The 12,914-nt window shown below is 65.2% G+C and carries 10 protein-coding genes; 3 read left to right on the plus strand and 7 right to left on the minus strand.

What is annotated here, in order from left to right; translation table 11 throughout:
• Positions 1–11 precede the first annotated feature (11 nt).
• A complete protein-coding gene (locus M1P90_RS27485; RefSeq protein WP_483698845.1) occupies positions 12–2,192 on the minus strand; it encodes a heavy metal translocating P-type ATPase in 2,181 nt (726 codons plus the stop codon).
• 475 nt (positions 2,193–2,667) lie between these two features.
• On the opposite strand from M1P90_RS27485, the gene M1P90_RS27490 reads away from it, so the two are divergent.
• From M1P90_RS27490 to M1P90_RS27500, 3 genes are all read left to right on the plus strand, one after another.
• The gene (locus M1P90_RS27490; protein WP_483698846.1) at positions 2,668–3,669 is read left to right on the plus strand and encodes a sensor histidine kinase; all 1,002 of its coding nucleotides are present in this window, start codon (positions 2,668–2,670) and stop codon (positions 3,667–3,669) included.
• Entirely contained in the window at positions 3,662–4,306 is a 645-nt protein-coding gene (locus M1P90_RS27495) for a response regulator (protein ID WP_483698847.1), read from the plus strand. Before M1P90_RS27490 ends, M1P90_RS27495 begins: the two co-directional genes overlap by 8 nt.
• A gap of 174 nt (positions 4,307–4,480) precedes the next feature.
• Positions 4,481–4,747 (plus strand): hypothetical protein, encoded by a 267-nt coding sequence (locus tag M1P90_RS27500; RefSeq protein ID WP_483698849.1) that lies wholly within the window; start codon positions 4,481–4,483, stop codon positions 4,745–4,747.
• Here the strand turns inward: M1P90_RS27500 and M1P90_RS27505 are convergent.
• From M1P90_RS27505 to M1P90_RS27530, 6 genes are all read right to left on the minus strand, one after another.
• Positions 4,744–5,733, minus strand: a complete 990-nt coding sequence (locus tag M1P90_RS27505) for a phosphoribulokinase (RefSeq protein ID WP_483698851.1) — start codon at positions 5,731–5,733, stop codon at positions 4,744–4,746. The two genes, M1P90_RS27500 and M1P90_RS27505, sit on opposite strands and share 4 nt — an antisense overlap.
• A 151-nt stretch (positions 5,734–5,884) precedes the next feature.
• A complete protein-coding gene (cbbX, locus tag M1P90_RS27510) occupies positions 5,885–6,784 on the minus strand; it encodes a CbbX protein (RefSeq protein WP_483698853.1) in 900 nt (299 codons plus the stop codon).
• Between the two features lie 86 nt (positions 6,785–6,870).
• Entirely contained in the window at positions 6,871–7,296 is a 426-nt protein-coding gene (locus M1P90_RS27515) for a RuBisCO small subunit-like domain-containing protein (protein ID WP_483698855.1), read from the minus strand.
• Between the two features lie 83 nt (positions 7,297–7,379).
• Complete coding sequence (locus M1P90_RS27520; protein WP_483698856.1) at positions 7,380–8,831, minus strand: form I ribulose bisphosphate carboxylase large subunit; 1,452 nt, start codon at positions 8,829–8,831, stop codon at positions 7,380–7,382.
• 196 nt (positions 8,832–9,027) lie between these two features.
• The gene (locus M1P90_RS27525; RefSeq protein ID WP_483698858.1) at positions 9,028–10,887 is read right to left on the minus strand and encodes a protein O-mannosyl-transferase family; all 1,860 of its coding nucleotides are present in this window, start codon (positions 10,885–10,887) and stop codon (positions 9,028–9,030) included.
• Positions 10,884–12,911: a hypothetical protein gene (locus M1P90_RS27530; RefSeq protein ID WP_483698859.1), complete on the minus strand. Its 2,028-nt coding sequence runs from the start codon at positions 12,909–12,911 to the stop codon at positions 10,884–10,886. Before M1P90_RS27530 ends, M1P90_RS27525 begins: the two co-directional genes overlap by 4 nt.
• Positions 12,912–12,914: the final 3 nt, after the last annotated feature.

Raw genomic sequence — 12,914 nt, forward strand, 5'->3', positions numbered from 1 at the left:
TCTGCGCGCCGCTACGATGCGGTTTGTGGCACAGCCGATACGTGTGCTGCCGGTGCCGCGCTCAGGTCGAGCCGCCGCAGCAGCTGCGCATTGATCGCCACAATAATTGTGCTGAGCGACATCAGCACCGCGCCGACCCAGGCGGGCAGCACAAAGCCAACCCCGGCAAGCACGCCTGCGGCAAGCGGCAGGGCAATTGCATTGTAGCCCACCGCCCACGCCAGGTTTTGCATCATCTTGCGGTAGCTGGCGCGGCTAAGGGTGATAATGCGCGCGATGTCGCGCGGGTCGTTGCGAACCAGCACAATGCCGGCAGATGCCCGCGCCACATCGGTTCCCGCGCCGATTGCAATGCCAACATCGGCCTGCGCAAGCGCGGGCGCGTCGTTCACGCCGTCGCCAACCATGGCCACGCGCTTGCCCTGCGCCTGAAGTTCTTTCACTTTTGCGGCTTTGTGCTCGGGCAGCACCTGGGCGAAGTAGGTGTCGATCCCAAGTTCGCCAGCAACCCAGCGCGCCACATCCTCGCTGTCGCCTGTGAGCATGGCCACCTCGACGCCTTGCCCGCGCAGCGTGGCAATCGCCTCACGCGACTCGGGGCGGATGACATCGGCCAGCGCAAAGGCGGCCAGCACGCGCGTTTCTTCAACGAGGTACACCACGGTCTGGCCGCGCTTGCCCCATGCGCGGGTTTGTTCGGAAAGATCGGGTGGCAGCTCGATGTTCGCGCTTTCGAGCAGGCGCGGCCCGCCAACCTGGAAGGTGCGCCCACCGATGCTGGCCTGCACGCCCCGGCCCGGCAGCGACTGGAAATCGCGCACGGCGGGCAATGCGTGCGAGCGCGCCTGTGCAGCAGCCACAAGCGCCCGCGCAATGATGTGTTCACTATCGCCTTCGATGGCGGCCGCATTCGCCAGAGCTTCGTCTTCGGGCAAGCCGGCCGTGGCAATGCCGACCAGCCCTTGCTCGCCACGGGTGAGCGTGCCAGTTTTGTCGAACACCACTGTGCTGACCTGGCGCGCATTTTCGAGCGCCAGCCGGTCGCGCACCAGGATGCCATTGCGCGCCGACAAGGTTGTGCTGATGGCGATGACAAGCGGGATGGCAAGGCCGAGTGCGTGCGGGCACGCCACTACCAGCACCGTCACCACGCGCTCAAGCGTGAAGCTGTCGAAGCCGCGCGCCGCCACCCATGCCACCAGCGTCAGAATGGCGACACCAAGCGCCACAAACGTCAGCCAGTAGGCGGCGCGGTCGGCAAGCGCCTGGGCGCGCGAGCGACTGTTCTGCGCTTCTGCCACCAGCCGCATGATCCCGGCCAGCGCGGTTTGCTCGCCCGTTTTCGTCACCCGAACGCGCAACGAGCCGCTGCCATTCACCGTGCCGGCAATCACCTCCGCGCCAGCCTGCTTGCGCACCGGGCGGCTTTCGCCCGTAATCATCGCCTCGTTGACCTGGCTGTCGCCGTCTTCAACCATGCCGTCGGCCGCCACGCTCGCGCCTGGGCGCACCAGCACCAAATCGCCATTGGCAAGCGCGCTGGCCGCAACGGTCTCGGTGCCGCCCTCGACAATGCGCTCGGCGGTGTCGGGCAGCAGCTTGGCAAGCTCGTTCAGCGCACTTTGGGCACTGCCAACGGCGCGCATTTCCATCCAGTGGCCCAGCAGCATAATCGTCACAAGGGTCGCCAGCTCCCAGTAGAAGGGCATGCCTTCCACCAGGCCAAGGCTCACTGCCACGCTGTAGAAATAGGCTGTGCTAATCGCCAGCGCCACCAGCGTCATCATGCCCGGCGCGCGGGCGCGCAGCTCGTCGATTGCGCCGCGCAGGAACACCCAGCCGCCATACCAGTAGATAATGCTGCCCAGCACCAGCTCAAGGTATGCCGAGCCGGGAAACGGCGGCGCGGTGTAGCCAAGCAGCTCTTGAAACAGCTCGGCGTAGATCAGCACGGGCACGGTCAGCGCCAGCGAGATCCAGAATGGGCGGGCGAACATTGCTTCGCTGTGGCCGGCATGCCCGCCGTGGCCGGTGTGACTGGAATGACCGTCGTGGGCGGAATGGTCGCCAGTGGGCTGCATTTCGTGCGCGGTGTGGGCGGAATGGTCGCCAGTGGGCTGCGTATGCTGTTTGTGTGCGTCGTGCTCGTGCATAGCGTCGGCATGCTGCGCATGCGTTTCGTGCTCTGTCATGACTTACCTCTATCGTTATCCCCACCCCCCTATGGGGAGGGGTGGTGTGTGTATAGTAGCCACTATGCCCCGCATTGTCAAGTAAACATTCGGTAAAAAGGCATATAGGGCCGTAAGGTGAATAGCTGCGACGGATTTTTCTGCATACTAATTGTTTCGTGCTGCGCCCGGCCGTAAACGACCCGGCTATAATTACGAAGCCCGCGTGCGCGGGCTGAAACGTGCCCGTTTCAAGCCCCATTGATGGGGCATTGCTTGGTAGCGCGGCGGCTTCAGCCCCGCGCGCCGCAGCAATATCCGCATAGCTCTGGCCGAACCTACGTGGAAGGCCGTTTGCGCGCCCATGCTATACTAAGCGCCAACCCGCTGCCCCGGCTTATAGCGTGCCTTGCTGCGCCCTGCTGCGCACATACCTGGCGGCGAACTGTGCTCGGCTATACTTGCGGCACGCGGCAGTGCCACGCACGGAGCTGCTATGAATGCGACACTCGATGCAGCCTACCAGCGCATATTAAAAGAACTCTGCCGCCGGCTGGGCGCGGCGCGGGCCGAGCTGCATCTGCTGGGCAGCGTGGATATGCCGGCGCGCACAATTGTGCAGGACGATGCGCGCCCGGTCGGCAGCGGCGCGCACGCGATTGCCATCCCCATTCGCGAGGGCGCGCACGAGATCGGGCGGCTGCAGATGGTGTTTGCCAGCAGCGCGCCCCTGCCCGACCCAGCCGAGCAGGAACTGGCGCAAACCATGGTCGAGCTGGCGGCGCTGCTGGTCGAAGAGCACCACCAGCTGAGCTGGGGCGTGCTGCGGCAGGCCAGCCGGCGCATTCTGTCGGTGGCCGAAGAAGAGTGGCAGCGCATCGTGCTCGATATTCACGACGGCCCGGTGCAGAAGCTGTTCGCGCTTTCGTCGCACCTGGCGCTGCTGCAAGCCCAGCTCGACGACACCCCGCCCGAGGCGCGCGCCGTGCTGGAGCCAACCGTCCAGCGCGCAACCATGCTGATCGAAAGCGCGCTGCAAGACATTCGGGTGACGCTCAGCGGCCTGCGCATGGCCGAGTTTCACCGGCGCGCGCTGCCCGAGGTGCTGGAAGAATTGGCGTTTCAGCACGAAACGCTCACCGGCAACCATGTCGCGCTGGAGATCGCGGGTGCCATCCCGCCCGTGAGCCTGCCGGTGAAAATCGCGCTGTACCGCGTGATGCAGGAAGGGCTTTCCAACGCCTACCGCCACGCCGGGGTCGACCGGCACGCGGCGCGGCTGAGCAGCCACGACGGCTGGGTGGAACTGGAAGTGGCCGATCAGGGCCGTGGCTTCGAGCCGCCGCCGCTGGAAGGGCCGGGTGCGACCGAGCGCGAGGAACATATTGGCCTGCGCGGCATGCGCGAGCGCATGCACCTTGTGGGCGGGCAGCTGCGCGTGATCAGCCAGCCCGGCCAGGGCACGCGCGTGATTGTACAGGTGCCGAGCGATGCTTAATGCACAAAAGCGAAAGATTACGATTATTCTGGCCGACGACCATGCGCTGGTGATTGAAGGGCTGCGCGGGCTGCTCAGCCGCGAGCCCGACATGGAGGTGGTGGCGACCGTCACCAGCGGCGAGGCGCTGCTCGACGAGCTGCAATACACCCGGCCCGACGTGGTGGTGCTGGATGTGCAGATGCAGGGCGGCGACGGCTTCTGGTGCCTGGAGGAAATTCGGCGGCAGGGCCTGCCGGTGAAGGTGGTGATGCTGAGCGCCTCGGGCGATGGCGGCGCGCTGCAAGGCGCGTGGGAGCGCCAGGCCGACGGCTATGCGCTGAAGACCGACCCGCCGCGCCAGACGGTGGCGACCATTCGCAACGTGGCGCACGGCCAGCTGGTGTTCCCGCGCGTGATGCGCCAGACCGGCAGCGCGCCCGAGCCGCGCGGCAAGCTGCTGCCCCGCCTCACCGAGCGCGAGCGCGACGTGCTACGGCTGCTCTCCGAGGGGCAAACCAACGCACAGATCGCTGAGCGCCTGTGCGTGCAGGAAAGCACCGCCAAATTCCATGTGCAGAATATTTTGCAGAAGCTGGGCGTGGCGAACCGCACCGAGGCCGCGCAGGTCTACTTTCGCGAAACCAGCGAGAAATAGCGCGTGGGATTTACGATTGGCGATTTGCGATTTGGGATTGGGACGACCGGCGAACGACCAAAGCTAAATAAACCGCAAAGAGCGCAAAGGGCGCGAAGAGTTGCAGGTTGCAGGTTTGAACGTTGCGCGTTGCGCGTTGCAGGTTGCAGGTTTCGAGGTTACAGGTTTACAAGTTTGCAAGTTTACACGTTTGTAGGTTACTGCCAACTGCCAACTGCCGACTGGCTTGGCAAGGTTACTGCCAACTGCCAACTGCCAACTGCCGACTGGCTTGGCAAGGTTACTGCCAACTGCCAACTGCCAACTGCCGACTGGCTTGGCAAGGTTACTGCCAACTGCCTGCTGCCAACTGCCGACTGGCTTGGCAAGGTTACTGCCAACTGCCAACTGCCAACTGCCGACTGGCTACTGTCACCCTTTCACCCCGCCGCCCACGCCTAATTCTCCGCGCCAACGGGCTGTAGCCGGCTAAGTGCGGCCACCGGAGGCGCGAAAGGGAGGCGTCGCACGTCGTTGTATTTGCGCAGCACATGGTAGGTCAGCAGCAGCTGCGTGATCGCCAGCGGGTCGCTGTGGCGAATCTCGGCGCGGTCGTTGTAGTCGCCAAACTCGTCCGACGCGAGCGGATGCAGGTCGGGCAGGTGCCGCCAGATCGCCTGCTCCAGCTCGGCGGCGTGCTCGGGCGTGACATTCCCGTCGATGCGCAGGAAATCTACCGGCTTGCCGTCGGCGCGCCCCAGCTCCAGGCGCACGCCTGAGTCCGGGCTGCTGCCTTCTTCGATCAGGTAGCTCAGGTCGGGGTGCGGTATGGTAGGCCGCAGCGTGAGCTGGGCGTTAAGCTGCGGGCCGGCCTGCTCGGGCGGCACGCCGGCGTCGGCGTGGAAGTGCACCACAATATCGGCGTACTGGCGCTGCGTGCGAATGAAATCGCGCGAATCGGGCTCGCGCTTCTCCAGCTCGGCCAGCACCTCGGCGGCAGTGTAGCCGCGCTTGGTCGTGTCGCGCTTGATCTTCCACACCCGCCGCAAATCCTCGGGCGGGTTAAGGTAAACCTTCACATCATAAAACTGGCGCATGGTCGCGGTCGTGAAGCCCAGCAAGCCCTCCACAATCACGAACTCGCGCGGCTGGATATACTCGGGCCGCACCAGCGAGCCGGTGCTGTGGTCGTAGACCGGCTTGAGGATGGGCTGGCCGTAGTGCAGCCGCTCCAGGTGCAGCTCCAGAATATCGAGGTAGTTGCAGTCGGGGTGCAGCGCGGTGATATTCAGCACCTTGCGTTCGTGCCGGTCGTATTTGTGGTAGTCGTCGGCGCAGACGTGCGTGACGCGGTTGGTGCCGAGCAGCTTCATCAGCCCGCCGGTAATCGTCGTTTTGCCGGCGGCGCTGTCGCCCACAATCCCCAGAATAATCGGTCGCTGTTTCATCGCGTCCTCTCAGAACATACCTGCTACGGCTGGTCCGGCTGGTGCATTTCACGCCGAATAGTGTGATCCACAGATTACGCAGATTACGCAGATTACGCAGATAGGTGTTTCAAAGCTAACGATAATCTGTGTAATCTGTGGACAGTTTTCTCTAAAGATCAATCCCGCCCTGGAACACGCGGCTCTGGCGAATATCGCTTGCGTCGATGCGCGCCAGCTCGCCCGCGTCGATTGTGCCGCCGCGCGCCACCAGACGGCTGGCCTGCCGCAGCTTGATGCGATCCAGCGCGTTGCGCACGCTGCGCGCGTTCGCGAAGTAGGGCTGCTGCATGCGCAGCGCAAGGTATTCGGCAAAGGCGGCGCGCGAGTCCTCGTCGAAGCGGTACATCTGCTGCTCGACCATCAGGCCGGCAATCGCGATCAGCTCGTCGTGCGAATAGTCGGGGAACTCTAGGTGGTGCGCAATGCGCGAGCGAAAGCCGGGGTTCGACTGGAAGAAGGTATCCATGCGGTCTTTATAGCCCGCCAGAATCACCACCAGATCGTCGCGCTGGTTTTCCATCACCTGCAAGAGCATCTCAATCGCTTCCTGGCCGTAGTCGCGCTCGTTTTCGGGCCGGTACAGGTAGTAGGCCTCGTCGATGAACAGCACGCCGCCCATGGCGCGCTTCAGCACTTCCTTGGTTTTCGGCGCGGTATGGCCGACATACTGGCCCACCAGATCGTCGCGCGTGGCGACCACCAGGTGGCCTTTGCGCACGTAGCCCAGGTGGTGCAGAATGGTGGCCATGCGCACGGCCACGGTGGTTTTGCCGGTGCCGGGGTGGCCGGTGAAGCTCATGTGCAGCGAGGGCCGACCGGTCGCCAGCTCGGCCTGCTCGCGCAGCCGCGCCACCAGCAGCAGCGACGCGATCTCGCGAATGCGACGCTTCACCGGCCCCAGCCCCACCAGCTCGCGGTCGAGCGTGTCGAGCACCTGCTGAATGTTCGACTCGCGGTAGGCGGCGTCGAGGTCGATAGTTTCAGTTTCCGGTTCGGTATGGTTCGTCATAATGTTATGCCTGGTATCAGATGGATAACACGTGGCAGGGCGCAATATTTGCCTCTCAACAACCCCCAACTCCCATTCCCTAACCCCTACGAATCCTCGTAGCGCGAACCCGCAGGCTGGTCGGTGGCGTAGGAATGCACCGCGTACTTCAGCTGCCGGTCGGCGTATTCCTGCCGCTCGACGCGGAAGCCAGGCTCGTTGCGCGGGCGGTTGACAATAAAGCTCAGTGCGGTGGTCTGCCGGCCATAGCGGCGGTCGTAGCCAGTGACGCGGACGTAGTGCTGCGGAAAGACCTCGCGGCACTTGTTCAGCTCCATCATAATGCCCGCCGCGTCCCTGATGTCGAACATCGGCATGCCCCACATGTCCCAGTACACATTGCGCGGGTGCGGGTCGTCGGTATACTCGATTGAGACGGGCCAATCGTTGTCGAGGCAGTATTGCACCTGCGCGCGAATCTGGTCGTCGTCGAAATCGGGCAGGTAGGAAAAAGTTCCCTGTGTGACTCGCATAGTCTTCTCCAGAATGCTACGTTTTGAATGCTGAGTGTTAAATTGGGTGACGAGCTCAAAACTCAACATTCAGCACTTACAACTCAATACGTCGGCGTCACCATCACGTCGGGCGTGTCGGTCGATTCGAAGTCGAAGGTCACGTCTTTCCACACTTCCAGCGCTTTGCGCAGCGAGGGCGACCAGCGCGCGGCGCGGGCCAGAATGTCCGGCCCTTCGTTCAGGTAGTCGCGGCCCTCGTTGCGCGCCTGGATCATCGCCTCCACCGCCACGCGGTTGGCGGTTGCGCCCTCGGCAATGCCGTCGGGGTGGCCAATTGTGCCGCCGCCAAACTGTAGAATGCAATCTTCGCCCAGGTAGTGGAGCAGCTGGTGCATCTGGCCGGCGTGAATGCCGCCCGAGGCCACGGGCATCACGCCCGGCATCGAAGCCCAGTTCTGCTCGAAATACAGCCCTTGCAGCGGGTTCGGCTCCAGAATGTTTTCGCGCAGGGTGTTGTAATAACCCTGCACCGCATTCGGGTCGCCTTCGAGCTTGCCCACCACCGTGCCCGCGTGAATATGGTCGACGCCGGCCATGCGCATCCACTTGCAGATCACGCGGAAGTTCACGCCGTGCGTTTTCTGGCGCGTGTAGGTGCTGTGCCCGGCGCGGTGCAGGTGCAGGATCACGCCGTTCTTGCGCGCCCAGCGGGCCATGCTCTGAATCGCGGTGTAGCCAATCGTCAGGTCGATCATAACGATCACGCTGCCAAGCTGCTTGGCGAATTCGGCGCGCTCGTACATTTCTTCCATGGTGCCGGCGGTGACGTTCAGGTAATGGCCCTTCACCTCGCCGGTGGCCGCGCTGGCCTTGTTGACGGCTTCCATGCAGAACAGATAGCGGTCGCGCCAGCGCATAAACGGCTGCGAGTTGATGTTCTCGTCGTCCTTCACGAAATCCAGGCCGCCGCGCAGCGCCTCGTACACCACGCGCCCATAGTTGCGCGCGCTCAGGCCCAGCTTGGGCTTAGTGGTGGCACCCAGCAGCGGGCGGCCGTATTTGTTGAGGTATTCGCGCTCCATCACAATGCCGTGCGCCGGGCCCTGGAAGGTTTTGGTGTAGTGCGGCGGAATGCGCATGTCTTCCAGGCGCAGGCTTTTCAGCGCCTTGAAGCCAAACACATTGCCGATGATCGACGAGGTCAGGTTGGCGATTGAATTTTCTTCGAACAGGTCGAGATCGTAGGCGATGTAGGCGATGTGCTGGTCAGTTCCCGGCACCGGGTCGACGCGGTAGCACTTGGCCTGATAGTGTTCGTGCGCGGTCAGGCGGTCGGTCCACACCACCGTCCATGTCGCGGTCGACGATTCGCCGGCCACGGCTGCTGCCGCCTCAATCGGCTCGACGCCTTCCTGCGGCACAATGCGGAACGCGCACAGGATGTCGGTGTCTTTCGGCTCGTAGTCGGGTTTGTAGTAGCCCATTTCGGCGTAGGGCGTCACGCCCGCCGACCAGCGGCTTTTCTTGGCGACGCCATTGCTTGTGCCTGCCATGCCTGCCCCCTTTGCTCAAAGCGCGCATCAGTTGCGCCGCATCGTGCTGCTGTTTTGGTGTGTTTGGTGGATGCGCAGAGTATATGCGCCCGCGCTCGTGATGAAAATCACCGGAAGGGGAGTTTTGGCACTGCCGGAAGGAGAGGGGCGGTGCCGCATGGCGAGGTGTTTCCCCGCCGAAAGGAGAGGATGGCGGCTATGGCCGGGCGTGCGCGGGAAGATCGGCCAGCGGCGCGACCTCGACCGTGCCAAGCTCGAAGGCGTCTGCACCGCTTTGCAAGGCCACACGCTCAAGTGAGGGGTAGCTGTACCAGCCGAGCAGCACGCGATAGCGCCCGGGCGGCGCGTCGAGGCGCAAGGTTGGGCCGTACAGGCCAGGCTGCAGCGCTCCCGGCTGCCACTGGCTCGTCGGCGGCGCGGGCGCGCGGTCGAACTGCCCCCACACCGCGCCATCCGGCCCGATCAAATGCACGAACAGCGTGTAATCCTGCGCGGGCGCTTGCCACGCCGCCCAGCCGAGCGTGAGCGGCACGATCTCGCCGGGGTGGTAGGGGCCGGGCGGCAATGTGAAGCCAGTGAGCGCCAGCCCATCGGCCCAGCGCATGTTGCTCGGCGTGGCAATCGTGAGCTGCGGCGGCGCGGCGGTTACGCGCCACAGCCGGCCCTCGGGCGACTGGCTCAGGCCCAGGTTTGGCAGTGCCCGCAGCAGAAAAGCCGCCCGCCCCGCGCCCAGCGCCGCGTCGACATCCTGCCGCGCCACGTCTTCGTTCAGGGTGCGCACCTCGATGTCGGGCCGCACGCCCTCGATGGCCTGCAGGTAGCGCAGCGGCTCCACCGCGTCCCAATCGGCCAGCAGCAGCGCGCCGCGTGGTAGGCTTTGCGCGAGGGTTGCGCGGGCGGCGCGCTCGGAAAGCGTGCTGTTTGCGGCGCGAATGGGCGCGAGGTTCTGTGCGAACAGACAGGTTGGCAGCAGAAGCAGTGCCGCACCAGCCAGCGGCGCAAACGACGGGCGTTTTGCCGCGCGGCTTGCCATTTCTGCCAGTAGCATCGCCCCTTCGCCAATCAGCAGCGCCATAATCAGGTGGCCCGAAAGCAGAAAAACCTCGACATCCTGCACAAAAAACAGCACACAGAAGACGAGCGTCATCAGATAGCCAAGCCCCAGCAGCGCCGCCAGCGCGCGGTCGCGCCCGGCCACGCGCACCAGCCCCAGCAGCGCCAGCACAACCCCCAGCGGCGAGAACTGCGGCAGGATCAAGCGCGCCCACAGCTCGCGCAGATGCTCGGCGGCCACGCGCCAGGGTTCGTTCACGCCCAGCCACACGCCCAGCGCATCCGAGCCGGCGATCACGCGCAGCAGCGTGCGCCACGAATCGAGCCAGGCCGGCGCGCGCAGTGGCAGGTACAGGTAGAACAGGCAGCCCGCCAGCAGCGCCGCCAGCGCCAGCACCAATTCGCGCCAGCGCGGCGCTGGGCGTGGTTCCCTTCGCCGCTGCCAGAGCGTAACAAACACAAACACGAGCGCGCCGGGGAACATGAGGATGATCGTGCGGTGGTGCGCCAGGCCCAGCCCGGCCAGCAGGCCCGCCAGCCACAGCGGCCAGCGCCCGGCCCGCCAGCGCAGCAGCGCCAGCAGCAGCAGCGCCTGAAGAAGCGCGGCGAGCGCATAGACCTCGGCAATCGTTGCCTGCGACCAGAAAGTGCGCGAGGCGGCCAGCGCCAGCGCCGCGCCCGCCGCCACCGGCGCGCTCTGCCCGATTGCCTGCGCCACGCGGAACAGCGCGCCAACGGCCAGCGCCGCCGCCGCCGCTGAAAAGAGCGAGATGCGCCAGGCCACGGCGCCGAGCGGCAGCCAGCTCCACAGCCAGCCGAGCAGGGTATACAGCGGGTAGCCGGTGGGATGGGCCACATCAAGGGTGGGCAGCACGCGCTGGAACTCAGCCGTGTCGCCGCTGCCGAGGCCGGGCAGCAAGGTCGCGGCATACAGCACAAACGCGGCTGCGATCAGCCCGGCTGCCAGCCACGTGTTGGTGGAGTTGCGCGCCGTGCCGCTCACGGCGACTGCGGGGAGAGTGTGGTGTGGTTGCGGCCGGGGCGTGGCATGCCGCCCAGCGCCAGCCACACGCCGCGCCCGCCAAACCCAATCAGCGCCAGGGCCGGCAGGCCGAACACGGCCAGCAGCAGCGCCACCGAGCCCGCCGGCATGCCCGACGCAACTGCATACCACTCCCACAGATCGAACAGGTGGTGGTTCGGCACATCCTGCGTCCACAGCCACAGCGCGCGGCGGTTCATGCGCGGCGGCGGGATGGGCAGCGCCTCGCCAAAGGCAAGCGGCTTGCCATCCTGCTCCAGCGACACGCGCTCGATCAGCAGACCCAGGTCTTCGTTACGCGGGTTATCCTGCGTGTCGCGGGTGGGGTTCCAGGTGTCGCTCACCAATTCGAGGCGCATGCCACGCGCCAGCTGCCCGGGCAGCAGCGTAAAATGCAGCGTCCAGCGGATCGGGTCGCCGTCGGTGTTGCTGCGCTCGACATTCGCCAGCGGCTGCCCGTTCAGGCGCAGCTCGAAATTTGCGCGTGGCAAAGGCCAGGGTCGATGATCCGCCACCAGCAGCGTGCCTTCCAGCGGCCCGATTCCCGATGGGTTGAGCTGCCAGGTGGCGTCAGCGTAAGTCCAGCGCGGGAACAGCTCGCCCTTGCTGCGGTCGCCTTCCGAGTAGGAAAAATCCTTTACCAGCAGGGCCGTGCCGGGCGGGCCGCCAGCAGCGCGCCACCAGTACTCGCGCACGCGGCCGAGCCAGATCTGCGGCTGCGCCAGAATAGGGGAGGCGGATGGCTTGAAATAGCGGTCGTTTGGATCGGTATATTGAATATAGGTGTCGAAGCTCAGCAGCAGCGGCAGCAGCTGAATGAGGAAGCTGAGCGCCACCAGCACGCCCGCCGCCCAGCGCCATCCGCGCGCTCGTTCGCCCAGTGCCGCCAGCACGCCCGCCGCCGGCAAGTAGGCGAACGGCACCACAAACACCATGTAGCGCGGCCCCCATGCGCCATCGCCGTGCCAGTAGCCCACATTGCTGTAGAACGCAATGTGGCTGATGAGCATCAGCGCCGCCAGCAGCGACTCGCGCCATTGCTGGCGTGGCCGCGCGCCCAGGCCAATTAGCCCAAGCAGGATACTTGGCGAGTAGATCAGCAAACCCTTGCCGCTGCTGACCGTCAGGCCGTACAGGCCCGTGCGCCAGTTGCCGTGCTGCGCCACCGCCTGCGCGCCAACCGAGCCATAGCCGCTGTTCGTTGGCGCGCCAAACAGAAGGGTGTTGTAGGCCAGCAGGGCTGCCAGTGGCAGCGCCAGGCCCAGCAGGCCAAACAACAAGCGCCCGCCCAAAGCGCGCCCAAAGCCCGGCCAGCCGCCGCGCCAGCACACCGCCAGCGTGTAGACGGCCAGCACCGGCAGCGCCAGCCCAGTCTGGATTTTCGTAGCCAGCGCGCCAACCGCCGCCGCGCCAGCGATCGCCCACCACCAGCGCGATTCGCGGCGCAGGCCGTAGCCGCACAGCACCAGAAACAGGGTCGCCAGCGTTTCCGCGAAGAAGGTGCGGCCATGCGGCCAGGCCAGGCTGGTGAGCCCAAACAGCAGCCCGAGCAGCACGGCAATGCGCGCGCCGAAGCCCATTTCGGCTGCCCACAGCACCAGCAGCCAGGCCGTTGCAGCGGTGGCCAGCGCAGGCAGCAGCAGCACCACAAAACGCATCACCAGCTCGTTGTAGCCAGGAACGAGCTGCGATAATGCGTTGCCCGCCGCAATAAACGGCACCGCCATTATCGATTGGAGCGGGCCGTAGCGGCTGTAGCGCTGGCCATCCACGCCACCAATTGTGGTCATCAGGAAGGGCTCGCTGGGCGGGATGGCGAAGCTGCCGCGCGCCAGCAGCGACTGCCCGACCGCCAGCATGGTTTCTTCGTCGGAGGCATAGGTATGCCCGCTCATCGTCAGCATATAGACGCCAAGCAGCAGGGCAAACAGCGCCAAACCGGCGGCGCGGGCAGCAGGAAGGCTATGGGAGTGGCGGGCGAGCATGAC

The organism is Kouleothrix sp. 19917 (assembly GCF_057073505.1).

Excerpts from the sequence above, each read along its gene's own strand:
- M1P90_RS27485 (WP_483698845.1), bottom strand. The coding sequence starts at position 2,192 with ATGACAGAGCACGAAACGCATGCGCAGCATGCCGACGCTATGCACGAG.
- M1P90_RS27505 (WP_483698851.1), bottom strand. The coding sequence starts at position 5,733 with ATGAAACAGCGACCGATTATTCTGGGGATTGTGGGCGACAGCGCCGCC.
- cbbX (WP_483698853.1), bottom strand. The coding sequence starts at position 6,784 with ATGACGAACCATACCGAACCGGAAACTGAAACTATCGACCTCGACGCC.
- M1P90_RS27495 (WP_483698847.1), top strand. The coding sequence starts at position 3,662 with ATGCTTAATGCACAAAAGCGAAAGATTACGATTATTCTGGCCGACGAC.
- M1P90_RS27515 (WP_483698855.1), bottom strand. The coding sequence starts at position 7,296 with ATGCGAGTCACACAGGGAACTTTTTCCTACCTGCCCGATTTCGACGAC.
- M1P90_RS27530 (WP_483698859.1), bottom strand. The coding sequence starts at position 12,911 with ATGCTCGCCCGCCACTCCCATAGCCTTCCTGCTGCCCGCGCCGCCGGT.
- M1P90_RS27490 (WP_483698846.1), top strand. The coding sequence starts at position 2,668 with ATGAATGCGACACTCGATGCAGCCTACCAGCGCATATTAAAAGAACTC.
- M1P90_RS27520 (WP_483698856.1), bottom strand. The coding sequence starts at position 8,831 with ATGGCAGGCACAAGCAATGGCGTCGCCAAGAAAAGCCGCTGGTCGGCG.